This is a genomic window from Dyella sp. CR10 (assembly GCF_055814425.1).
Genome location: NZ_CP185986.1, coordinates 1,754,658 through 1,777,985, shown reverse-complemented (window position 1 = coordinate 1,777,985; position 23,328 = coordinate 1,754,658). Strand labels below are relative to the sequence as shown.

Here is a 23,328-nt window from a genome sequence, read left to right as displayed (position 1 = left end):
CATCGTCCAGCATCTCGAACCGCGCATCAGTCGATCACTCCGAAAAAAGCCACCGCGCTCATACCCAAGGCATAGGCGAACAAGCCGAACACCAGCTTCCCGCGGAACCGCCCCAAGGCCGCCATCGCCGTCGTGATGCCGGCCACCACGCCCAGGTCCACCACCAGGTTGAGCAGCAAGAACGGCAGCATCATGCCCAGGCCGATGCCGCCGTAGACGCCATGGGGCAAGCGCCACACGCCGTCCTGCAAGATGCCCACGGCCAGCGGCAACGCGAGGATCACCAGGAAGGCGATGACTTGCCGCGCGCCCACCGGCGGAACGGGCGGCACATCTGGCGACGCTTCAGGCGGAAGAGACGGCGGCTCGGTCATGCGCGTAGCCTCGACTCAGGCGGAAAACGCAAACGCATCCGTCGCGCGCACGACCGGAAAGTCGAGCGTCCCGGCCAAGGCGAGGATACGCGGCGTGTCTTCGCGCCGCACCACCAGCACGTTGAGATTGTCGTCGTAGCCGTGATCCCACAACACCAGCTCGTAGCCCTCGCCACTGGCCGCCAGCTGCTCGTCCACCCAGCGGAAGTACGCCGGCGGCGGGAAATCCTCGTTGTTGTCGTGATAGGGAAACGGCGGCAGCGGATGATCGAAGACGATGTCGGTAATTACCTCATGCAGTTCATCGACCTTGTCGCCGACGGCGACCCAGTCGGTAAGCTCGGCCACTACCGCGTACTGCTGGCGTTCGTGGCCCTCATCCAGCCAGTCGTAATCGTCGTTGGCGTCGGCGTTACGCACGGCATCGACACAGGCTTCCAGGTTCTCGCCGGACAGTTCGCGGCGGCTCAGCAAGTGGATCAGTTCGTTCAAATGGTCCATGGGACATCCTTGTGGATCGGGTGGGGAAGGAGTCAGGCGGGGTCGCCCAGCGCGTAGGACAGCCGGGCCGTATCGAGCGCGAGCAGCATGCGCGAAGCGGGCAGATAGGCGCAGCGCACGGTCTCGCCCTCGCTCAGACCCTTGAATACGCGCTCGGGCACGGCGAAGCGGCCGGGCCCCTTGCCCGACGATGCCACGACGCGTATCGCGTAGCTGCACAGGCCGCGGCTGCACGAGCAGGCCCGGTCGCGCACTACGCCATCGATGAGGATTTTCTCGCCCAGCGCCAGGTCGGCGGCGACGCGGCGGCTGTTGCGCCATACCAGCCAGAGCAGCGGCAACGCCACCAGGAGCAGCCCCAGGCCGAGCGCGAGAAACACCCAGCCCTCGCTGTCGCGATGCTGCCCGGTGAATGCGTGAAGCAGGCCAATGACCAGCAGGAAGAACGCCGCAAAGGCGACCAGCGTCGAGCCGATGGTGAGCACGTCGCGCACGCCCTGTTTCGACGACCAGAACACCTGGACGGCCGAGCGTTCCTGCGAGGTAAGAGCGGCGCGCACACCGAGATTCGGCAGCGCGTGCACAGACCGGTTCACTGCCCTGCTCCTCCTTGATTCATGGGCGTGGGATGGGCTGCATTTTTCTTGCGCCAGGCTTGCACCGCAAGGGCTGCCGGGAAGGCGCCGCGCAGATTGACAGGTAAACGTTTACTGCGCAATCTCGCTCGATCACACTAATCGTTTCGGCCATGCCGGCAACCGCCGGTTGGCATGTCAGGAACCCAGGCATGGATGCTTACCGTTTCCCCGGCCCCGGCCGTCTGTTCCGCCTGCTGGCGATCACCGCCCTCGCCCTGGCGGCCTTGACCGTTTCCGCCCGCGAGGCCGCCTCGCCCGAAGCCGCGGTGCGCGCGTTCTACGCGTGGTACTTCGCCAAGGATGCCAAAGGCGGCTTCCCGCTGCTCGACGACGGCATCCGCGCCCATGTCGCCGAGCGGACGGTCAATGGCCTGCGCGACGCCTACCGCCGCGAAGACCTGCCGGGCGACGCCGACTATTTCCTGAAAGTGCAGGACTATCAGCGCGACTGGCCCACGCATGTCGACGCGCGCCCAGCCGCCCTGCTCGGCGACGTCGCCGTCGTGCCGGTACGGTTCGGCGAGACGCAGCCGGGAAGCGTGGTGGTGTTCCTGCGCTGGGAAGGCGGCCGCTGGAAGATCGTCAAGGTGGACGACACGCGAGGTTATCCGTGAATCGCCCCTGTCCATATAAAGCCCATGACTGACCTCGACACCCACGCATTACACGGACGACCGCGATAACGATGGACAAGCTCGCCGAACTGATTTCCCTGTTGACCTGTGGCGACCTCCAGGGCGAGGACGCGCAGACCTGCGCGGCGGCGGTGCGCGCCGACATGGACGACCCGGATCTGGCCTTTGTCGAAGAGGAAAACGATCGTCTGCAGTTCCTGATCCGCGTGCAGCTGGACGACTGGATCGCCTGGAGCGACAAGATCGACGAACTCCACGACAAGATCATCGCCGACTTCCAGGAGCCATTGCCGCCCTTCCCTCATCACGCCAACAAAATGGATTTCTCCTCAGCCGACTATTTCCGATGGATGGATAGCGTGCTGGCCGGACATGGCTATGAGCTGCTGCTGTGGCGGGATCGTTTCGACGACAACATCTATGCGTTCGCCGTGGGGCGGGACGATACGGCGCGCATCCTGGCGCTGTGCACGGACATCGGCGTGTACGCCGAGCGCGCCACCGAGCGGCGGCGCTGCTGACCGGCCGTTCCGAGCATGCACCGTTTTCGACTCACCCTCCTCGCGCTCGCTTTGTCGAGCACCAGCGCTCTCGCCGCGCCAAACCCGTTCGTCGGCGTCTACAAAGGCGAGGGCCGCGCCTGTTTCGGCGGCCTGTATCTGCGCGAACGCACGCTGGAATGGCATGCGAGCTTCTTTCGCTGCGGCCCGGTGCGCTACCGCCGCATCGCACAGGAAGACGGCGCAAAGCCCCGCCTCGCGGTAGCGCTGGAAGGCGGCGACAAGGCCTGCGGCCTCGAGGTGGTGGAGCTGAAGTACTACAGCGAGTGGTCGTGGACAGTGAACGGCTATCCATCGCGCGAAGCCTACGACCGCCGCGAGGAGCCCGGCTGGAAAGACGCCGTGACGCCTGGCCGCCAGATCGCCAGCTGCGGCATGCGCAAGGACTGAGAAACAGGCCTGCGCCGACGGGTGCGCCAGGGAGAAGTACATGGGACTGACAGGAAGCATCTTCGCGATCTGCGTGGCGCTGGCGAGCCTGCTTGCCTATGTCGCGCGGCGCGTCGGGAGCAGGATGGAACTGCGCGGTCTGCGCCGGCATGCCCAGCCCGTGCGCCGGATCACCGAGGCGGAGCGCGAAGCGGTGCGGGCGGCGTTCGGCGTCGACGTCGCGATCGATGCGCCCGTCTTTCGGATCGAAGGCGTCGCCTACGAGCACCAGCTCGTCATGAACGGCCAGCCGATCTTGCACTACTTGATCGGCAGCGTGGAGATAAAGCCCTTTCGTGACTGGGAGACCTTCATTGCTCCCCATAATGTCTGCGAGGTCGTGCTCGGCTCTCGCGCGGCGCTTCCGCTGCGCCTTAATCATGCCGCCCTTCCGGCAGTCGCTGCCGAGCAAGTGCGCCAGATGCGCATGGACGCACGGCTGCGCCACGCGCGCAGTGGCGTGGCATTGGAACCGGCCGGCGAAGACGGTGAGGCGTCGCCAGCCACATTGGGCGCCAGCCGCCAGGAGACATCCGCCGAGGCCGCCTTGCGCGTCGCCTGGGCAGGATCGGCGAGCGGCTGGGCGTTGTTGCTCGGCCTGGGCGGCGTAGCGTTGGCTATCGTTCCCGCGCTGCAGCCCAGCGACCAGACGTTCCTCGCCATACCAGCACTGGCTTGCATGGTCTGCGGTGCGATCCTGCTTTATCTGCGCCTTGCCCGGCCCGCGCCCAGGCCGGCGCAGATCCGCACGCTGCGCGGCATGCTCGTGCTCGATGCCTCGGATGGACGCGGCAAGCCAGCGCCCTGGCATCAGGCACGGATCGGCGGAATGGAAGTGCGCTATCCGGCGCACTGGCTCCCTCATCTGGCCGGACGCGATGGACAGGCCTGCGAGGTCGACCTCGACCTCAACCACGAAGTCGTGCGACACGATCGCCTCTCGCTGTACGAAGAGCGACGGCGCTTTCCCGTGCAACGCTGGGGCTGGCATCTCGCGCTGCTGACAGCGGCCACCGCGATGCTGATGCTGTCGCTGCAAGCCGCCTGGCCGCTGGACCGCACGCTCAGCCGCGCCGCAGCCATCCTGCATGTGCGAACGCTGGAAGCATCGACGCCCACGGCGTTACTCGCGCAGCAGCCGCGCCCGTGGGACCGGCTCGTCCTCAGCGGCACGGCGGATTGCCTGCCGACCGCGGACGCCGACGACATGGAGTCCGCCACGGCGGGCAATGCCAGATCATCCCTCGACTGTCACCGCCTCGGCTGGCGCGAGCAGCCGATCGACTTGAGCAGCTATCGCCTGCCCGCCGACCTGCAGGCCCTGCAGGCTTTCGTCGAGAAGATCCGCCCTCTTCCCGGGGCCGATCTCCCGCCATCGCCGCGGCTGCACAACGGCGATCCCCGGCAGGAGGCCACCCTGGCCCTGCTGGACATGCCTGGCCTGCCGGTCAGACTGGACGACTTCGCGCAGCACCTGCTCGAACTGGACCGCGTCTGCGCACAACGCAAGGACGACGCGTGCGCCTCGCTGCGCGACAGCATCGCCGCGCTGGCGGGGCACGAGGGCGACTGGCCGGGCGCCGTCGCGCAGGCCCAGGCCGACGGCCATGCCATGCCGGACGTGCGCATACCGCCGCACGACGCGCGCGTGCTGACGGATCGTTTCGACGAGCTGCTCGCGCCGGCCATCCGGCAGGCCCGACTGGCGTTGTGGCGCAAGGCCAGCGCCGCCGCACCGCCTGCATTGGTGCTGCAAACCGAAAGCGACATCATGCCTGGCAGCTTGACCGAACAAGCACGCGAGGACGCACTCTCCGGCCTGATGGGCCTGGAGTTCTGGTTCGAAGGCACGGTTGCCTTGCTGAGCGACAGCGGTACCGGGCCTCCCGTCCTGATCGTGCGCGAAGAAGCCCGCCCGTACCGTCTGGTGGATACCCTCGCGCCCTTGCTGATTGGTGCACTTGCCCTGCTATGCCTGTCGTTGAACGGCCTTGCGTTGTGGCGCATGCAGCACAGGCGTGAGGCGCGGCGCATGGCCGTGGAAGCCTACGTAAAGGATCAGTTGGACTAGCGCGCCCGCCGTTTCACAGCATGGGGCAACGCAGCGAAGGTCTGTCGTCGGGCATGCGCACTGAACTCGTCTCCACCGCCACGATCTGTTTCATGCCCGGCTTGCGCGGCGGATAGACCGTGGTGAGCAGGCGGTCGCCGGCAAGATGGAAATGCACGGTGCTGCGCTGCCCCACCAGCTGGGGGGAACGGGTATGGCGGGTCAGCGTGGCGATGTAGGTGCCATCGCCGATCTGCTCGTAGCGCCCTTCCATGCGCGCATCCGCGCCGCGGCCCGAAGGATCGGCGCAAACGGTGAGATAGCGACGCTCGCCGTAGCGCACGACGCAATGCGCGCCGGTTTCGCTGGTCGTGCCGTCTTCGTAGTGAAGCACCGTGCGCTCGCCGCGCCAGCAACCTTGCAACGTTTGCTCGGGCGCGCCGCCCGCATGAACGACCGACGCCACCGCGGCGGACAGGAAAATCGAGCAAAGAACGATTCGGCGAGCGCGCACGGCGGTTGGGTTCACAGATGCAGGTAAGCCATCACCATGGGCTCGCCGATCCACTGCGAAAGCCGCTCGGTGAAGCGTGCATAGAACACTTCGTCACCCGAACCGAGGCCGTACTCGAGCCTCACGGCGCGATAGCCCATGCCAAGGCTCCGGCCCCAATCCAGGTCGAGGATGTAATGCGGCAGACCTGTAAGCGGATCCGTCCAGGTCGCAGTCGGATCCTCATAAACCGCGCCAATGAAATCGAGGTGGCTGCCGAACGGCGCCAGCTCGTCCAGCGGCTCGCCAGTGCTTGGCGACAAGGGCGGCTGAAGGTTCTCGCCCGCCGTGACCGTGGGCATGTCGTCGAACTGCTGTAGCGTGATGGCGAATTCCCGGTGATTTTCTTCCCAGTGCCGCGCACTGGCGAACAGCTCGCGCGCGCCCGGCCCCAGCCGGTGACGCCGGCCGTCGTTGAGCCAGCGCTCATCCATGCTTACGTCGTGCGCCCGCAACGTCGCGAGGATATCGGCCACACCCATGTCAGCCGTGATCGCCACAGTGCCGGGCAGCGCGCCTTCGTTCTTGTACAGCTCGATCAGCTCGCCGATGCTGCCGACCCGGCCCGCCTCATGCAGAGGCAGAAACCCCGTGGGCGACAGGCGGTGCACCAGGCCGTAGATATCCTGGCGAGGGATGTTGTCACCCACTGGCGGCAACAGGATGGCTTCATTGAGCAAGCGGCGTTCGAGTGCTGCCCAGTCGGGCCGGGCGCCGTGGAAATGGCGGGGAAAGACATAGAGTTCGTGGAGCGACATGGCAACTTCCCTGTGTGTTTCGTCGTGCGGCGAATCGGGCGTCCCGCACCGCCAAGCCTGCCACATCTGCCGTCATCCGGCATCGCCGGGGAGAGGCGGCGCAAGGGCCGCCCTCCCCGTCGCGATTATTCGCGATAACGATCCTGATCGCGCTGGCGATCGTTTTCCTTGCCGATTTCCTTCTGCACCTTGCCGGCATTCTTTTCGATCTTGCCGGCGGCTTCCTTCACCGGATTGCCGGTGACTTTGCCGACGCCTTCTTTGATGGCGCCCTTGACTTCGTGCTTGGTACCTTCGATGCGATTCTTGTCCATGACATCCTCCGTGCCGCGGATTGCGACGAAGCGTTTTTAGAAATCGTCGCGTAACTCGATCGTGAAATTCAGCGCATGCACGAGTTCGATCCACAGTCACGGTTAAGCGATCGGCCACAAGCGTTATCGCCGTGAGAAAGACGCGCAAATGGCATGAGCCACGACGATGCGAAGATCATGGTTGCGTCCGTTTGCGAGGGCCACTTGACGATAGGCCTCGCACTCGGGCGAAATCCCTGCCTCAGATCCAGACGTCCAGGAAGGACCGCATGAAGCCTCTCACCATCGCCGCGCTGGCCTGGCTGACTTTCGCCGGCACGAGCGCGCACGCCGAACAGGCGACCGGCCGTTTCTCGAAGACTTACGACGCCTGCATCGCGAAGGCCGGTTCGCCCGGCTTCTATGACCAGTCCGCCCCCGCGGCCTGCGACGAGGCGGAGATCAAGCGACTGAAGCAGCGCATCAACCAGGCCTACAACAAGATCGTCAAGCTGTGGACCGACGATCCGGAAGGCATCGCGCAGCTCGACAAGGCGCAGAAGGCTTGGGTGCAGGCGCGCGACGAGACCTACCATCTGCTGCAGGAACGCGGCGGCCACAACGGCCAGGTGGTCTACATCGTCAGCTCCGGCTATCTGCTGCAGTCGCTGGCGGACCGTGCCGAGCTGCTCGAAGGCATCATCGCGTCCAACGGCGGCGAATGAGCATGGACGATCTGGTCTTTTTCCAGGACGGCGTGTTCGAAGGCAGGCCTTGCAAGCTGCCCGTAGCGCCGTACCTGCTGTTCCTGCATCTGAGCCAGCCCGATACGGCGGATGCGGTGAAACGGCTTCGCGCTGCCCTTGCCTGCCATCCCGCCAACACCGTCGAACGGGATATCTGCCGCGTGTTTTCGCACCACGAATGGCGACTGCATCTGCTGGCATGCATGGCCATGGCGGATGGCTTCCATACCGAACCGGCGATGGATGCGCTATGGAACCGGCTGCGCATGGGCAGCTGGACCTCGCCGCAGCTGGCCGCCACAGCGGCCTATCTGGACAAGGGCTTCGTCGACAACGCGACAGCCGTCATCGCCGATCCAACGGCAGACGCAAAGTCCGTCGCGGGATTGGCCGCCTTGCTGCAGAACGAGTTCTCGATGGCGATCGACGATGACCCGCTGACCCAAATGGTTCGCGATGCCAAGGCACGAGACGGCATTGACTCCGGACGCTTCGCGCTTAAGTGGCTGGCGAGCCTGCGGCGCATGCGGCTGAACAATGAATACGCACTATAGCGTCCGAACAGCATCAGGAACGAGACAGGCCTTACCAGCCTACTGGAAGTATTCGTTAACCCTGCGCAAATCGATCTGTCCCACCTTGTATCGATCATAGGCGTAGCTATAGGTGGCATCGCCGAACTGCCCGCCAGTGACGGCGGACGATACATACTCGCCATTAGGCTGACGCCAGGTAGCCATGAGCTTGCCAGCGCTCACCGCATGGAGCCGGACCGGTCCCACCGCATCGGCCTTATGCAACGCCCCTGCAGGCTTCTCCAGCAGCAGGGCCGAATTTTCGCCCAGCGACATCTCGATAGTTGCCAGTGGTTGCTCTCCATCCAGCACCTCCATGGCCGACACCAGCCCGGCCAGCATGGGCACATCATGGCCGGCACGACGTAACGTGCCTGTCAGCAGGCCATCGTTCTCAAAGTACGCACGCATATCATTGATGTTACCGGCGTAAGTAAAATCCTTGACTTGTTTTTCCCAGCGCACGTTTTCACCCATGCCCCACGCCATCAACCGAAGCCTGGCGCCCGCTTGAATAGCAGCAAAAAGGCGAGCGGAAGATGCTTCCATAACGTTCACGTCGTGATGCTTGCTCAGGTAGGAAGACGCATTCGACGCCAAGGCTGCCTGGATCGCCGGATATTTATCCGGATGAGCCGCTCGATAGCGCTCCATCCAATTGGCCAAACCGGCATGGAGCGGATCGGCACCAGCCAGATAATCAGCTGCCTCCAACTGCAATGCTTCGCTTTGGCCTGCGAGCAAGGCGGACGCATGAGACGTCGCCAAGCCGGAAGCGTTGCGCTCCAGGTTCTTGAACGCCAACAATGACCAAGCCTCACCTGCCCTGGATGGGCCGCCGTCAAGTATCGCGATGCTCTGCGGCGTAAATACCCGGTCTTTCCACCATATGTCGAACAGGTCACTCTTCCGTTCGTTATCGAAGTCCTTGCCGGAAAGAATGACGTTGACGGTATTGGCCATGTCTGGATCGACGTTTATCCCAGCCAGACCCTCTCTTGACGCAGCGATCAACTTTGCCGCGTCGATGAAACTTGGCCGCGTCGATGCCGGGTTCAGCAGTATTTGATGCAGCCTGCGGATCTCGTCCTGCGCAAACTCGCCGAAGGAAAACCGCGATCTTCGCCCCTCCGCCTCCTGGCGAGCCAGCTTCACCGTCAAGGCATCCAGCACCGTCTGCGTACGTAGATCCTCCAGTGCCATCTTCACCGGTGAATCCGTCGTGGAAAGCGAGAGCCACTCCTTCACCTTCGAATCGACAAACATCGTCGTCGTCGACTTCAGCGAACTGTAGGCCAGATAGCCCGCGCCGAAGACGATGGGAATGAGGCACAAAGCTGCCGTCTGCACGATCCCCTTGGCCTCGGCAAAGAGCTTGAGGGTACGGTCGACCGCCACTTCGGCGATTTCCGCCTTCGACTTCTCCAGATCCGCCGTCAAGGACTGCTTGGTGTTGATGATCTCCAGCCGTGCATCATTAAGTTCCCGAAGCAAGGCATCCGCGCGGCTGGCGTGTTCCCGGTCCAAGGCCTGGATTCGGGAAGAAAGCTGTTCCTGGCGGGCCGCCATGAGCTTTTCCAGCTCCAGCTGATAAGAAAGAAAATCCTCTTTTTCCATGGAAAGCATCCGTTGCAGGAAGGCAGCCATTCCGGAGCGATGGCCTTGCGGCCCGATGGATCAGGCGGCGCGGCTGGCAGACAGCAGCAACGACCTGATCTGCGCAGTCACAACCTGATCGCCGATTGGATCCCTATCGGCGGCCAAATCGAGAACTTTAGGTTTTTCGGGACACCTGTATCCGCAAGCGCCCTCAGCGCAGCGACGCCACCGGCTCCTCCGGCGCATCCCAGCCACCGCCCAGCGCACGGAACGCGGCGACCGCCATGCGCGCCTGATCGGCATGCGTGCTGGCCAGCTGGTCGCGGGCGGCCAGCAGCTGGCGGTCTTCGTCCAGCACTTCGATCAGGCTCACCGCGCCGCCGCGATAGGCATCCTGCGCGGCATCGCGCGCCTTGATGTGCGCGGCCACTTCGTCGCTCAGCAGACCATGGCGCGCCTCGAGCTGGACCAGGCCGACCAGTGCGTTTTCCACATCTTCCGTCGCGTGCAGCATCGCGCCGCGGTAGTCGGCGAGCGCCTCGGCGTTGGCGCCCTTCGCCGCCTGGACTTCCGCATCCACTCGCCCGAAATCGAACAGACGCCAGTGCAGCCCGAGCGCCCCGCCAGCCTGGAAGGCCCGATCGGCGAACACCTTGCCGCCGCCGAGCGAGCTGAAGCCCAGCAAGGCCGACAGCGAGAATGACGGGTAGTACTGCGCCAGCGCGGCACCGATGCGTGCATGGCTGGCGGCGAGGCGGCGTTCGGCGGCGATCACGTCGGGACGGCGACGCAACAGCGATGCAGGGCCTTCGGCGGTACCCACGGAAGGGATCGCGAAGGGCCCGGCAGCGGGCGCGATTTCGGTGGCGTAGGTACCTGGCGCTGCGCCCATCAACACATCCAGACGATGGAGCTGCGTATCGCGTTCGATCTTCAATGGCGGCACGGTGGCCTGCGCCTGCAGCAGCAGCGCCTGGGCCTGCGCCGTTTCGCGCGCGGTACCCAGGCCACGCTCCTCGCGCAACTGCACCAGCTCGAGCAGACCTTGTTCGTTGCGGATCTGGTCCTCGGCAATCGCCAGGCGCGCCTGAGCGCCACGTACGCGGAAATACGCGTCCGCCGCCTCGGCCGCGAGCGAGATGCGCACGCCGGCATGCGTGGCTTCGGCCGCCTCGTACTCGTCGTTCGCCGCTTCCGCCTGGCGACGCAAGCCGCCGGCGAGGTCCAGCTCCCAGCTCGCGCCGGCGCCGATGTCACGCAAGGTCTGGTCGCGCTCGTAACCCGGGAGCGCGCTGGCGACCTTGCCGAACGCATTGCGTTCGGAGGTGCGCAGACGCGAGACACTTCCGTCCAGCGCGCCTTGTGGCAAGCGCTCGGACTGAGCATGGCGCATGGCGGCACGCGCCTGCTCCACGCGGGCGGCCGATGCGGCCAGATCGAGATTCTGCGCAAGCACGCGCTCGATGATGCGCACGAGCTCCGGATCGCCGAACCCCGTCCACCAGCGATCCAGCGCGGGCGGCGGGCTGCTCGCCGAAGCGACGGGAACACCCTGCTCATGAAACGCCTGCGGCGCAGGCAAGGCTGGCTTGATGTAGTCGGCGCCGGCAGTGCAACCGGCCAGACCAAGGACAAGCAAAGAGGACATCCAACTAGTGCGCATCGGCAGAAGGTCCGGTCGGGGGCTGCACCTTGCGCATCAGCGGCACCATCACGGTGGCGATGGCGAAGCACAGCATGATGCAGAAGAAAGCGTCGGCGTAGGTCAGCGTCTGCGCCTCGCGGAAAGTCAGCAGCCACAACTGCCGCAGCGCCGCGCGCGACGCATCGGTGGCGCCGGACAGGTCGCCCCACCTTGCGTTCATCGCTTCGTTTGCCGGGGTCAGGTGCTCGGCCATGCGGAAGAAATGCAGGTTGGCGCGATCGTTGAGAAGGGTGGCGCAGCCGGCGATGCCCATCGCGCCACCGAGGTTGCGCATCAGGTTGAACAGGCCCGAGGCCAGCTTGAGCCGCGCCGGCGGCAATCCGCCCAGGGTGAGCGTCACGGTCGGCGGTACCGCCAGCTGCTGGCCCATGCCGCGCAGCGCCTGCGGCAGCAACAGCTCGGCGCTGCTCCAGTCGTGCGTGATCGGGGTGAACTCGAACATCGACGCGGCAAACAAGGCCAGCCCGAGCATCAGCAGCCAGCGCAGGTCCACGCGGTTGGCCAGAAAGGCATACAACGGAATGGTGAGGATCTGGAACACGCCGGTGGAAAACACCGCCTTGCCGATCTGGAGCGCGCTGTAGCCCTCCACTCGCCCGAGAAACAGCGGGGTGAGATAGATGGTCGCGAACAGGCCGATGCCGGTGACGAAGGAGAAGAAGCAGCCCAGCGCGAAGTTGCGATCCTTGAGGGCGCGAAGATCGACCACCGGGTGCGCTGCGGCCAGTCCGCGCCACACGAACAGCACGCCGGCAACCAGGCTGATCCATGCCGTGGTGCGGATCGTGTCGTCTTCCAGCCAGTTCCAGCGCGGCCCCTCTTCCAGCGTGTACTCAAGGCAGCCAAGGAAAAAGGCGATCAACGCGATGCCGATCCAGTCGCCGTTCTTGAGCAGCGCAAGATCCGGCTCGTCGATCTTCACCAGCATCGGCACGGCGAGCGTGACGAACATGCCCGGCACCAGATTGATGAAGAACAGCCAGTGCCAGGAATAGTGATCGGTGATCCAGCCGCCCAGCGTCGGCCCGAGCGTGGGCGCCAGCGAGGCGATCGCGCCGATGGTCGCGGCGGCGATCACGCGCTGCTTGCCGTCGAAGAACACGAAGGCCGTCGTGAACACCAGCGGGATCATCGAACCGCCCAGGAAACCCTGCGCCGCGCGGAACACGATCATGCTCTGGATATCCCACGCCACACCGCACAGCAGGCTGGTGAGAGTGAATCCCGCCGCCGAGGCCGCGAACAGCCAGCGCGTGGAAAACACCCGCGACAGCCAGCCCGACAGCGGAATCACCACGATCTCGGCAATCAGGTAGGCGGTCTGGATCCACGCCACATCGTCGGCGCCGGCCGACAGACCGCCGCCGATATCGCGCAGCGAGGCGGACACGATCTGGATATCCAGCAGTGCAATGAACATGCCCAGGCACATGCTGGCGAAGGCGAAGACCTTCTGCCCGGGACTGAGGTGGGCGACGGGGCTCATGGCGCCTTGGTGTCGATGCGCGCGGTGACCGACAGGCCCGGGCGCAGCAGGCCCAGATCGCCATCGGCGCCATCCAGCACGACGCGTACCGGCACGCGCTGGACGATCTTGGTGAAGTTGCCGGTGGCGTTCTCCGGCGGCAGCACGCTGAACTGCGCGCCGGTCGCCGGCGCCAGGCTGGCGACGTGCCCCTTGAACACGCGATCGGGCAGGATGTCCGCGCGCACGTCCACCACCTGGCCGACGCGCATGCGCTTGAGCTGATCCTCCTTGAAATTGGCATCGATCCACAGGCCGTGCGCCGGCACCACCGCCACCAGCTGGCTGCCCGCCGCGGCGTAGGCGCCGACGCGGGCACGCCGGTTGCCGACCGCGCCATCCACCGGCGCGCGCAACTCGGTATACGACAGATTGAGCTTTGCCAGTTCCGCTTCGGCCCTGGCCTGCATCAAGGCGGCCTCGGCCTGGTGACGCTGGGTGTCGATCACTTCCAGCTGGCGCTGCGCCGCCTGTACCGCCGCGGCGGCGCGCTGTGTGGCGGCTGCCGCGGTGGCGAAGGTGGCCTCGGCACGCTGGGCGCTTTCGATCGACACCGCGGCGCGGCCGGCCAGCTCGCGATAACGCGCGTCGTCCAGCCTGGAGCGCTTCGCTTCGGCGCTCGCGCCGGCCAGTGCGGCCTGCGCCTGGGCGATCACGCTCTCCTGCAAATGCTTCTGCGCGTCCAGGTTGCCCAGTGCAGCCTGCTGCGCGGCCACCGCGGCGTCCGCCTTGGCGGCAGCGGCGCGGTAGTCGCGATCGTCGATCTTCACCAGCAGATCGCCACGGCGCACGGATTGGTTGTCCGCCACCGCCACCGCCTCGATGAAACCGGGCACCTTGGCGCCGATGACCGTGGTGTCGCCGCCGACATAGGCATCGTCGGTGGTTTCGATAAAACGCCCCGTATTCCACCAGTGCAGGCCGTACACGGCGATGCCGATGCCGGCGATCGCCCCGATCAGCGGCTTGAGCACTTGCGAGCGGCGCCGGCCGACCGGGAGGTCTTCAGTGATAGCGGACATGACGCAGGCTCAGGCAGCGAGATAGCGCGACGCGGGTTCGGCGCGCGACAGGTTCGGCAGCAGCTTGTCGCGGGCGGCCTCATAGGCGGCCCAGTCGCGCGCATCCGGCAGAGAGGGCACGGTGAAGACTTCGCCCTGGTCGAAACCGGCCAGCGCGGCATCCACCATGGCCTCGGCCGACATCACGATCGACGCGGGCAGATGGCTCACCGGACGGCCGGAGAGACTCCAGAACTCCGTCGCCGTCGCGCCTGGCAACACGGCCTGCACACGCACGCCCTGCGAAGCCAGCTCGTGATGCAGCGAACGGGTGAAGGCGAGCACGTAGGCCTTGCTGGCGCCATACACGCCGTTGAGCATTTCCGGCGCCACGCCGACGACCGAGGCGATGTTGATCACGGCACCGCTGCTCCGTTCGACGAAACCGGGCACGACGGCATAGGTCAGGCGCGTCAGCGCGTCGACGTTGAGCGCGATCATCTCGCTCATGCGCGCCACGTCGGATTCCAGCAGCGGCGCCACCGCGCCGATACCGGCGTTGTTGACCAGCATCGAGATGCTGCGATCGGTGCGCAGCAGGCGCTCCACCCCGGCCAGTTCGGCCGGATCGGCCAGGTCGGCCTGGAACACCTGCACGGAACGGCCCGTCTCGTCGGTCAGGCGGCGCGCGAGCTGATCGAGGCGCTCGCGATTGCGCGCCACCAGGATCAGATCGTGCCCGCGGCGGGCCAGACGATCGGCATAGATGGCACCGATGCCGGTGGAGGCGCCGGTGATCAAGGCGGTGCCTTGGTCTTGCTTGGACATGGTCTTGTCTCCGCATGCGCCGGCGGGGTGCCGTCGCCACAACGCATTTGTAAGGCCGGCGGGCGTAGGCTTAAATGTCACATATGCCACTTTTTAGGCCATCGAGGATCCCGCCATGCTGCGCATCGGTCTCGTCGTGTTTCCCGGCTTCCAGGCCATGGGCCTGGCGGTCGTGTCAGCGTTCGAGTTCGCCAACCACACCGTGGGGCGACCGTTCTACGACGTGCGTTATCTCTCCGAGAAAGGCGGGCCGGTGGCAGGCTCGTTCGGCATCAGCATCGATACGGAGGCGTTCTCCCGCCGTCGCTTCGACACGGTGATGGTGAGCGGCGGCCTGGGCGTACCCGCATCGACGCCGGGCCTGCTGAAGTACCTGCGCTCGGCGGCCCGTACTTCGCGCCGCTTCGCCGCGGTCTGCACCGGCGCCTTTCTCGCCGCGGAAGCAGGCCTGCTCGACGGGCGCCGCGCCACCACGCATTGGCTGCTCGCGCGGCATCTGCAGCAGCGCTACCCCAAGGTCAAGGTGGAGGAAGATCGCATCTTCATCATCGACGGCCATGTGTGGACGTCCGCTGGCGTCACCGCCGGCATCGACCTGGCGCTGGCCCTGGTGGAGAAGGATCTCGGCACCGAGGTGGCGCGCAAGGTGGCGCAGAAGCTGGTGGTCTACCACCGCCGCACCGGCGGCCAGTCGCAGTTCTCCGCGATGCTGGAACTGGAGCCCAAGTCCGACCGCATCCAGACCGCCCTCGCCTACGCCCGCAGCCACCTGCGCTCACCTCTTACCGTGGAGGAGCTGGCCGACGCGGCCAGCCTCAGCCCCCGCCAGTTCAGCCGAGCTTTCCGCGCCGAAACCGGGCAATCGCCGGCGAAGGCGGTCGAGCACCTGCGCGTGGAAGCGGCCCGGCTGATGATGGAAGAGACGCGCCATCCCATCGAGGTGGTCGCGCGCGAGGTGGGCTTCGCCGATCGCGAGCGGATGCGCCGGGCGTTCCTGCGGGCGTTCGGACAGCCGCCGCAGGCGATGCGGCGGCGCAGCTCCGGCCAAGACACGAGGTTACGGCAAGGCCTGGAGGCCTAACCTTCAATAAGCGGCATCCTTATTAAAGGTTTCAACGCTAACCCTTAATAACGCCGCGCATCGCCGCGGCGTGAAGTTGCCGCGGGTGCTTTACGAAAGCTTCCCTGCCGCGTCACAGAACCAATCAGCGGAATGGGTATTTCATCGCCCATTGACGCCGTCGCATGCGCAACACCGTAGAAAGACCGCGGCGAGTTGCCCGGCCCGACATCACGGGCGCTCGCCGCGCCGGCAACCCATCTGGCGATAGTGCCCATGCGGGAAGCCTCACAGGCAAGCATCGCCTCTGCGCCATGCGCAGGGTGTTTACCGCCGCGCGCGCCTGAATGTCTTCGATGTTTCGCAACTCCACCACTCAGCCAAAGGGATGCAACGATGAAACATCGTCTTTTGCTGTGCCTGCTCTGCGCAGGCGCTTTCTCAGGGAGTGCGCTGGCCGCCTCGCTGTCGCCGGGAACCTTGTTGACCGTGGACCAGATGGCCGGCCCGCAGCATCGCGGCTCACTGTTCACGGTCAATCAGAGCACCGGGCAGCGCATCGTCTTCAGCGATTTCAACAATGCCGCTCAAGGCGTGCTCGGGACCGACCCGAACGCGGTCGCGTGGCTGCCGTCCCAATTGCTGGGCCTGATCCCTGCCGCCGTGCTGGTCACCGACAGCAGCGGCGGCACCGATGGACACGGCGCGCTCTACACCATCGATCCTGCCACCGGTCAACGCGCCTTGCTGAGTGATTTCGGCAATAGCGCACAGGGACCGCTGGGCTTGTATCCGGAAGCGGTACTCGCAGTGCCGCCGGGGCTGCTCAGCTGGAGCGGCGTACTGGTCTGCGATTCGTACGCCGGCACGGATGGCCGGGGCGCGCTCTTCTCGGTGGACGCCAGCGGCCAGCGCACCGTCCTCATCGATTTCGGCGACACCGGCGGCTACCAGGGTGTCTACCCGGACAGCATGGCGCTGTACGGCGGTCTGCTCGGGCTGGGCCGCTCCGTCCTGGTCGCCGACGGCAGCGCCGGCACCAATGAGCATGGCGTGCTATTCCGCGTCGACCCGGTCGCCAGGACACGCACCGTGATCAGCGATTTCGGCGACAGCAGCCAGGGCTGGGTCGATGCGGATCCGGCCAGCACACCGGTCAGCGTCGTGGTGTCGCCGGCCAATCAGGTCTACGTATTGGTCGCCGAAGTCGGCTCCAGCAATGCCGGCGCGCTCGTACGCGTCGATCCATCCACCGGCTACCGCACGCTGATCAGCGACTTCAACAACGCTTCGCAGGGAGCGACCGGCGTCAATCCGACCGGCTTGGCCTGGCTCCCTCAATACGGCGGCCTGGGCGTTTCCGACAGCCTGGCGGGCACCGGCGGCAATGGCGCGGTCTTCCTGGTCGATCCGGACACGGGTGCGCGCACCGCGATCAGTGATTTCGGCAATGCCGCGCAAGGCGCGCTGGGCGTCGAACCCACGGGTCTGGCGGTGACGCAATAACGCCCCTCCCCTTTCGCGCAAGGAGTCCCTCATGAAAACGTCATGCACCTATCGGGCGCGCGTGTGCGCGCTCGCCCTGCTCGTCGCCGCCGGCACGGTCGTCGCGCCCGCCGCCATGGCCATGCAGATCTTCACCAAGACCCTGACGGGCAAGACCATCACGCTGGAGGTCGAGCCCAGCGACACCATCGAGAACGTCAAAGCAAAAATCCAGGACAAGGAGGGCATCCCGCCGGACCAGCAGCGGCTGATCTTCGCCGGCAAGCAATTGGAAGATGGCCGCACCCTGTCCGACTACAACATCCAGAAAGAAGCGACCTTGCATCTGGTACTGAGGTTGCGCGGTGGCTGAGCGGCCATTCGCCGCGCTCGTGCGAAAGCAGGAGGGCCCGGATGCATGGACACCGATGCATCCGGGTCATTTGGTGTATCCGGGCCATACAGGCCATTCAAGCGCCGGGCCAATACACCGCAAAAAAAAATATGCACTGAATAATCTCACCCGCTGTCGTGGGCATTTTCACCGTCGCTCCACATACGTCACGGGCGTCGCTTCGCGGCAAGCAAGAATCCTTCGCTCGCCGAAAGTATTTGTGCATTGAGTCACTCTCGACCTGGTGCGCATCTGGTCTTATTCGCCGCACTTCCGCCGCACCATCCAATCACTCTTTTCAGCTTGATAACTCCAGGCCTGACAGTGGCCTGGAGCACAGGGGCTGACTCCCTCTTTTTGCCCACGCCTTTTCGCGGGCACGACCCCCTTTTGTGTTTTTTTCGAGCCACTCGTCGACAACGGCGCGCACATGAACCTGAAGCGGCCGCGACGTCATCCCGCCCCATGGAGAACATCATGGTTTCTACCGCTACATCCACCGTGCTGGATCGCTTCCTTTTGCAGGCACGCGCGCATCCCCACGCGATCGCCGTGGTCGGGAAAGATCACGCATGGAGCTATGCCGAACTGGACCGGCACAGCGATACCGTGGCCGCCTGGCTGATTGCCCATGGCGTGCGCACCGGCGACCTGGTTCCCTTGCTGGCGGACCGGTCGCCCGAAACCATTGCCGGCCTGCTCGGCATCGTGAAAACCGGCGCCGCCTATGTCCCTGTCGATCACAGCTACCCGGAACAGCGGCAGCGATACATCATCGAGCAGTCAGGCTCCAGGCAGGTGCTCGCCGCCACCGCGGCGACGGCGATCGACGGATACGACGGCGCCGTCATCGCCGACCTGATCGCGACGCCAGTGCAGGTGCCATCGTCCATGCCGGACGCCGCGCACGCCGTGTATGTGATCTTCACCTCCGGCACCACGGGCTTCCCCAAAGGCGTGGTGATCGAACATGCCTCGCTGGACAACCTCATCGCGTGGCACAACCGAGAGTTTGCAGTCGATGCGCAAAGCCGGCTGACCCAGATGGCGAAGATCGGTTTCGACGTGTCGCAGTGGGAGGTCTGGTCCGCCCTGTGCGCCGGCGGCCAGCTGCATCTCCTGGACGACCTCACGCGGGTCGATGCACGCGCCCTGTGCGAGTACTTCGCGCAGCACGCCATTACCCATGCTTTCGTGCCGACCGTGATGATCGCGGACGTGGTGAAGGCGTCGGCATCGATGTCCTTGCCACTGCAGTACCTGTTCACGGCCGGCGAAAAGCTCAACCCGGTCGACACGGACCGCGCGCACTACGCACTGGTCGATTACTACGGCCCCACCGAGGCCACGATCTTCGCCACCGCCCATCGCGTGCCGAGCGCGAGCCTGGGCATGCCCTCCTCGATCGGTCGCCCCGTCGCCGGCGCCGACGTGCGGATTCTCGATAACGCGCTGACCGAGCTTCCGGCCGGTGAATCCGGAGAGCTGTGCATCGCGGGGCCGGGTGTGGCCCGAGGCTATTTGAACAACCCTGCGTTGACCCGGGAAAAATTCGTCATGCACGATGGCAGGCGCTTCTATCGCACCGGCGATCTCGCCCGCTATCTGCCGGATGGAACGCTGCAGTTTCTTGGCCGCCTGGACGAACAGATCAAGATCCGCGGCAACCGCGTGGAACTGGCCGAGATCGAGAGCCAGCTGGAGCGTATCGCTGGCGTCACGAAAGCGGCGGTGGCGGCGACATCGCCCGATGATCCGTCACGGAAAGAAATCATCGCCTTCCTGATTCGCGATGGCGGGGATCAGCACACCGATGAGCACTTCATCGCGCAGGTCAAGGACATGCTGAAACTCGCCCTTCCCGACTACATGCGTCCCGCCGACTATCGGATCGTGGATAGCTTTCCGCTGACACCCAACGGCAAGACAGACAAGAAAGCCCTGCTGCAACACCGCGCGGAAAAACCCGCCGCCACATCGAAGCAGGCGGAACCCCGCCGCTACGGCAAGGCAACCCTTGCCAGCATCTTCAGCGACGTGCTGGGCCATGGCGCCTTTGACCTCGACGACAACTTCTTCGACATCGGCGGTCACTCGCTGCTTGCCGCGCAGCTGATCATGGAGATTTCGGAGACCACGGGTGTCAAGGCGTATATCCGCGACATCTACGAGCACCCGACCGTCAACCGCCTGTATGCCGAACTCCAGCGACGCGCCGACGCTTCCGCGCCGGACATCGACGGCGAACCGATTCGCGCCCTGCAAGACGACATCCATCTGCCCGACACTCTGGCACTGAAACGCGATTACCAGTCCACGCAGATCACCGCCCCCAGGCATGCCCTGGTCACCGGCGTGACCGGTTTCGTCGGCGCCCATCTCGCCCAGGAACTGCTCGCGACCAGCGAGGCCGTTCTGCACTGCCCGATCCGGGCAAAAGACCAGGCGCACGCACAGGAGCGCTTCGCCGAAACCATGAACCGCTACGACATCCGGCTCACGCAGGAAGCGCTCGACCGCATCCGCGTCTATGCCGCGGATCTGGCGGAGAGCGGTTTCGGTCTGTCGGCCGCGGATTACCGGTTCCTCTGCGAAACAGTCGATCTGGTCTATCACTCCGCCAGCGCCGTCAACTTCATCCAGCCGTACTCGTATATGCGGCGCGACAATGTGCAAGGACTGCGCGAAATCATCGGCTTCGCGGCGACCGACAAGCTCAAGCCGCTGATCCTGCTGTCGACCATCTCCGTCTACAGCTGGGGCCACCTGCATACCGGCAAGACCGTGATGCGAGAGGACGACGACATCGATCAGAACCTGCCTGCCGTCATTACCGACATCGGCTACGTGCGCAGCAAATGGGTCATGGAGAAGATCGCGGATCTCGCTGCCGCGCGGGGCCTGCCGCTGATGACCTTCCGCCTCGGCTATGCCACCTTCCACGGCAAGACGGGCGTCTGCGCCGATTACCAGTGGTGGTCGCGACTGGTGAAGACCTGCCTGGAATTCGGCAACGCGCCGGACCTGCACAACCTGCTCGAAGGCCTCACCACCGTGGACTACATGACGCGGGCCATCGCGCACATCTCGCGCAACCCGGCGGCGCTGGGCAAGAAGTTCAACCTGATCCACTCAGGCGCGAACAACCTCACGCTGCAGGAGTTCTTCCAGAAGCTCGAGGACGAGTTCGGATTCGCCTTCGAACGCCTGCCTTACACGCAGTGGCGCGCCCAATGGGAAAACGACAGCCATGCCCACCTGTATCCCCTGCTGAGCCTGTTCAAGGACGTGATGTACGGCGGGCAATCCACCGTGGAGCTGTACCAGGACACTTATCGATGGGAATGCGCCAACGTCAAGGCGTTCCTGGCCGGCAGCGACATCACCGAGCCGGTGTTCGACCGGGACAGCCTGCGCAGGTATCTGGTGCGATCCATCGGCCTGGATGAGGAGACCCTGGGACGCGCGGTCGTGTCCTGAAGGTCGAGCAGAGCCTGGCGCGCACGTGCCGCGCCAGGCTCCGGCCCCTCGTCACTCGCTCGCCTGGTCACTGCATCCGCACCGCCCCAGGCATCAGTGTCATTGCGTGAATACGGACAAATCCACCTGAAAGTTGCCGGCAAGCGCAAGGGAAATCAGGCACCGTCCATCGCCAGGCGTCTGCGTCAGCGCACTACGCTCGTCGCCGCCAGATGCAGGCGCAGAATCCGTCGCAGCTCCAGGATGGCCGCGGGCGTTTCCTGCACGCTGTGCCACGAGGGCACGGCCAGTTCGGACTCCGCGCCATCCAGATGCGCGCTCTTGTACGGCACGACGCCGTCGCTGCTGTCGGCCAGCGGACCGGGTGGCGTGTAGACGCCGACGATGGTGTGGTAGCGCACCTGCGGCGCGATCGGCAGGCTGGCGGCGGCCACGATGAAGGGATCGGCGTCACTGAGGTTGTCGATGCTGTTGGGGATGCGCACCTGCGTGCCGCTTTCGCTGTCTTTGAGCAGGTCGGCCACGCTCGCCACTTCCTTGAGCACATTGGCCGGCAGGCGGATCAGGTTGCCGGTCCAGCGGGCGATGGTGTTCTGTGCGTAAGGCGTGCCGCGCTGTGGCGAGGCGAGAAAGACCGCACGGGTCACTTGCGGCATCGGCGCGAATTGCAGGTAGGGCGCCAGGCGTTCGCGCAACCTCGCCTGCTTGGCCTTCGACAGGTCGGCGCGTGCGGGCATCAGGCTCCATAGCTTGTCGCCGCTGGAGGACACCAGCAGGCGTGCGATCACGCCGCCCATGCTGTGGCCGATCAGCACCACGTTGTTCGACGCGCGCGCTTGGCCGTCCGGATCGAAATGCTTGAACGTGGCGTCCAGTGCCTTGCGGATGTTGGCGAGGTTGACCGCGATGGGCGCATTGGTCGGGTAGTAGATCTCCCATACCTGGTAGTTGTGGCGCAGCTCCTCATCGCCCATCACTTCGTTGGACACGTTGATCCAGGCTTCCGGGCTGCTGGCCAGGCCATGCAGCATGATCACCGTCATCCGGTCCGGATCGTAGGGCTGCATCAGCAGCACGCGCGGCGTCTTGATGCCGCCTTCCCGGCCGAGCAGCGAGCGGATCGACTGGCTGGCGAAACCCGAGCGCGCCAGCCACACGCCATACGCCGCGGTGAAGTTGCCCGCGAGCGGCACTTCGCGCCCCGCCACATTGACCGAGTCGATCCGATAAGGATCTTCGGCCAGTGCCTTGGCTTGCTTGGTGGCGAGCACGTCATCCAGGCTGGCGCCGTCGAACAGGATGGCGCCGGTCATCGACACGTAGTCCGGATCGCGCCAGGGCACGTCCTTGGCGGGCGTATCCGCCGGCGCGACGGAAACGAACTCGGAGCCGAAACCGTCGCGACGATACACGTTGCGCAGCCCATGGAAGCGCAGCACCCCCGCGGGAATCAGCTCCGACGGCTCGGCGGTATCCGGGTCCCAGCGCGTGCCCGTCTCGGCGCGGGCCACGGTCCAGCCGGCGAGCTGGACATGCGTCCATTGCGGATCCAGATGCGGCAACTCCTGGAAGAACCGCGCCATCGCCCGTTGCACCGCGAAGTTGTAGAAACCGATCACGCGCACCTGGCGCAGCTCGAAAGAACGGTCGGACGGCTGGCGCTTCGTATAGAACAGATAAGCGTAGGCATATCGGCCCGCCTGCATATAGGCATCCAGCGCCTCGTCGCTCATCGGCGCATCGCGAGCGCCCCGGTCCGCCTTGATGGCCCGGCCAAGCCAGAGCTCGGCCAGCGCGGAAAGCCGCTGCTCGTCATTGAGCCCCGGCGAATGCAGTACGGTCTGCACGCAACTCGGGAACGCCCGCTCGCAATCGCGCGCCGTCAACGCCACCACATTGAGCGACTGCACGCTCTGGTCGCTCAGGCGCCCGGTGCTGATGACATCGCCTCGCTGCTCGCTGACCGAGTCGTGCGCGTTGATGCGGCTGACGCCGACCATGGCGCAGGCGTTGAGGCACAGCAGAGTGACCAGGAGGGCGCAGCGAAGGATCAGGGCATGACTCGTGTGTTTCATCCGTCCGGGCGTTCCTTCGGTGGCCTTGGCGCAAAGTCTTGTCGGAGCCGGATTTTGTCACACG

At 65.3% G+C, this 23,328-nt stretch carries 23 protein-coding genes; 10 read left to right on the top strand and 13 right to left on the bottom strand.

From position 1 onward, the window contains the following. Positions 1-26: 26 nt before the first annotated feature. The 3 genes from ACNR9O_RS08220 to ACNR9O_RS08210 are packed head-to-tail and all read right to left on the bottom strand — an operon-like array spanning position 27 to position 1,471. Positions 27-374: a hypothetical protein gene (locus ACNR9O_RS08220; protein ID WP_473681677.1), complete on the bottom strand. Its 348-nt coding sequence runs from the start codon at positions 372-374 to the stop codon at positions 27-29. 15 nt (positions 375-389) lie between these two features. Then, a complete protein-coding gene (locus ACNR9O_RS08215; protein WP_473681679.1) occupies positions 390-875 on the bottom strand; it encodes a DUF6630 family protein in 486 nt (161 codons plus the stop codon). A gap of 32 nt (positions 876-907) precedes the next feature. After that, positions 908-1,471 (bottom strand): hypothetical protein, encoded by a 564-nt coding sequence (locus tag ACNR9O_RS08210; protein WP_473681681.1) that lies wholly within the window; start codon positions 1,469-1,471, stop codon positions 908-910. 191 nt (positions 1,472-1,662) lie between these two features. On the opposite strand from ACNR9O_RS08210, the gene ACNR9O_RS08205 reads away from it, so the two are divergent. From ACNR9O_RS08205 to ACNR9O_RS08190, 4 genes are all read left to right on the top strand, one after another. Beyond that, entirely contained in the window at positions 1,663-2,127 is a 465-nt protein-coding gene (locus tag ACNR9O_RS08205) for a DUF3828 domain-containing protein (protein ID WP_473681683.1), read from the top strand. A gap of 71 nt (positions 2,128-2,198) precedes the next feature. Continuing rightward, positions 2,199-2,669 (top strand): hypothetical protein, encoded by a 471-nt coding sequence (locus tag ACNR9O_RS08200; RefSeq protein WP_473681685.1) that lies wholly within the window; start codon positions 2,199-2,201, stop codon positions 2,667-2,669. Positions 2,670-2,684: 15 nt separating this feature from the next. Beyond that, positions 2,685-3,098, top strand: a complete 414-nt coding sequence (locus ACNR9O_RS08195) for a hypothetical protein (protein WP_473681687.1) — start codon at positions 2,685-2,687, stop codon at positions 3,096-3,098. A 40-nt stretch (positions 3,099-3,138) separates the two neighbouring features. Beyond that, entirely contained in the window at positions 3,139-5,208 is a 2,070-nt protein-coding gene (locus ACNR9O_RS08190; RefSeq protein ID WP_473681689.1) for an IgaA/UmoB family intracellular growth attenuator, read from the top strand. A 13-nt stretch (positions 5,209-5,221) separates the two neighbouring features. Here ACNR9O_RS08190 and ACNR9O_RS08185 read toward each other — a convergent pair whose 3' ends face one another. From ACNR9O_RS08185 to ACNR9O_RS08175, 3 genes are all read right to left on the bottom strand, one after another. Next, on the bottom strand, positions 5,222-5,701 hold the full coding sequence (locus tag ACNR9O_RS08185; RefSeq protein WP_473681691.1) for a hypothetical protein: 480 nt from the start codon (positions 5,699-5,701) through the stop codon (positions 5,222-5,224). An 11-nt stretch (positions 5,702-5,712) separates the two neighbouring features. Beyond that, on the bottom strand, positions 5,713-6,498 hold the full coding sequence (locus ACNR9O_RS08180) for a hypothetical protein (protein ID WP_473681693.1): 786 nt from the start codon (positions 6,496-6,498) through the stop codon (positions 5,713-5,715). 125 nt (positions 6,499-6,623) lie between these two features. Further along, complete coding sequence (locus ACNR9O_RS08175) at positions 6,624-6,812, bottom strand: CsbD family protein (protein WP_473681695.1); 189 nt, start codon at positions 6,810-6,812, stop codon at positions 6,624-6,626. A gap of 269 nt (positions 6,813-7,081) precedes the next feature. On the opposite strand from ACNR9O_RS08175, the gene ACNR9O_RS08170 reads away from it, so the two are divergent. After that, positions 7,082-7,516 carry a lysozyme inhibitor LprI family protein gene (locus ACNR9O_RS08170; RefSeq protein WP_473681697.1) on the top strand — a complete coding sequence of 145 codons (435 nt, stop codon included), beginning with the start codon at positions 7,082-7,084 and terminating at the stop codon, positions 7,514-7,516. Between the two features lie 2 nt (positions 7,517-7,518). After that, positions 7,519-8,091: a hypothetical protein gene (locus ACNR9O_RS08165; RefSeq protein WP_473681699.1), complete on the top strand. Its 573-nt coding sequence runs from the start codon at positions 7,519-7,521 to the stop codon at positions 8,089-8,091. 39 nt (positions 8,092-8,130) lie between these two features. On the opposite strand, the gene ACNR9O_RS08160 is transcribed toward ACNR9O_RS08165, so the two are convergent. The 5 genes from ACNR9O_RS08160 to ACNR9O_RS08140 all read right to left on the bottom strand — a co-directional run bounded on the left by ACNR9O_RS08160 (position 8,131) and on the right by ACNR9O_RS08140 (position 14,770). Further along, positions 8,131-9,759 carry a hypothetical protein gene (locus ACNR9O_RS08160; RefSeq protein WP_473681701.1) on the bottom strand — a complete coding sequence of 543 codons (1,629 nt, stop codon included), beginning with the start codon at positions 9,757-9,759 and terminating at the stop codon, positions 8,131-8,133. A 163-nt stretch (positions 9,760-9,922) separates the two neighbouring features. Beyond that, positions 9,923-11,359, bottom strand: a complete 1,437-nt coding sequence (locus tag ACNR9O_RS08155; RefSeq protein WP_473681703.1) for an efflux transporter outer membrane subunit — start codon at positions 11,357-11,359, stop codon at positions 9,923-9,925. A gap of 4 nt (positions 11,360-11,363) precedes the next feature. Next, positions 11,364-12,902, bottom strand: coding sequence for a DHA2 family efflux MFS transporter permease subunit (locus ACNR9O_RS08150; protein ID WP_473681705.1), 1,539 nt, complete (start codon positions 12,900-12,902; stop codon positions 11,364-11,366). Beyond that, entirely contained in the window at positions 12,899-13,963 is a 1,065-nt protein-coding gene (locus tag ACNR9O_RS08145) for an HlyD family secretion protein (protein WP_473681707.1), read from the bottom strand. Before ACNR9O_RS08145 ends, ACNR9O_RS08150 begins: the two co-directional genes overlap by 4 nt. Positions 13,964-13,972: 9 nt before the next feature. Next, the gene (locus ACNR9O_RS08140; RefSeq protein WP_473681709.1) at positions 13,973-14,770 is read right to left on the bottom strand and encodes an SDR family NAD(P)-dependent oxidoreductase; all 798 of its coding nucleotides are present in this window, start codon (positions 14,768-14,770) and stop codon (positions 13,973-13,975) included. A gap of 115 nt (positions 14,771-14,885) precedes the next feature. Between ACNR9O_RS08140 and ACNR9O_RS08135 the strand changes: the two genes are divergently transcribed. Next, the gene (locus ACNR9O_RS08135; RefSeq protein ID WP_473681711.1) at positions 14,886-15,851 is read left to right on the top strand and encodes a GlxA family transcriptional regulator; all 966 of its coding nucleotides are present in this window, start codon (positions 14,886-14,888) and stop codon (positions 15,849-15,851) included. A 44-nt stretch (positions 15,852-15,895) separates the two neighbouring features. Here ACNR9O_RS08135 and ACNR9O_RS08130 read toward each other — a convergent pair whose 3' ends face one another. Continuing rightward, positions 15,896-16,108 carry a hypothetical protein gene (locus ACNR9O_RS08130; protein WP_473681713.1) on the bottom strand — a complete coding sequence of 71 codons (213 nt, stop codon included), beginning with the start codon at positions 16,106-16,108 and terminating at the stop codon, positions 15,896-15,898. A gap of 118 nt (positions 16,109-16,226) precedes the next feature. Here ACNR9O_RS08130 and ACNR9O_RS08125 point away from each other — a divergent pair, with 118 nt between their 5' ends. The 3 genes from ACNR9O_RS08125 to ACNR9O_RS08115 all read left to right on the top strand — a co-directional run bounded on the left by ACNR9O_RS08125 (position 16,227) and on the right by ACNR9O_RS08115 (position 21,189). Beyond that, on the top strand, positions 16,227-17,336 hold the full coding sequence (locus ACNR9O_RS08125; protein WP_473681715.1) for an NHL repeat-containing protein: 1,110 nt from the start codon (positions 16,227-16,229) through the stop codon (positions 17,334-17,336). A 31-nt stretch (positions 17,337-17,367) separates the two neighbouring features. Next, positions 17,368-17,688 (top strand): ubiquitin family protein, encoded by a 321-nt coding sequence (locus ACNR9O_RS08120; RefSeq protein WP_473681717.1) that lies wholly within the window; start codon positions 17,368-17,370, stop codon positions 17,686-17,688. A 246-nt stretch (positions 17,689-17,934) separates the two neighbouring features. Then, positions 17,935-21,189, top strand: a complete 3,255-nt coding sequence (locus tag ACNR9O_RS08115) for a non-ribosomal peptide synthetase (RefSeq protein WP_473681719.1) — start codon at positions 17,935-17,937, stop codon at positions 21,187-21,189. A 185-nt stretch (positions 21,190-21,374) separates the two neighbouring features. On the opposite strand, the gene ACNR9O_RS08110 is transcribed toward ACNR9O_RS08115, so the two are convergent. Then, positions 21,375-23,264 (bottom strand): esterase/lipase family protein, encoded by a 1,890-nt coding sequence (locus ACNR9O_RS08110; RefSeq protein WP_473681721.1) that lies wholly within the window; start codon positions 23,262-23,264, stop codon positions 21,375-21,377. Positions 23,265-23,328 lie beyond the last annotated feature (64 nt).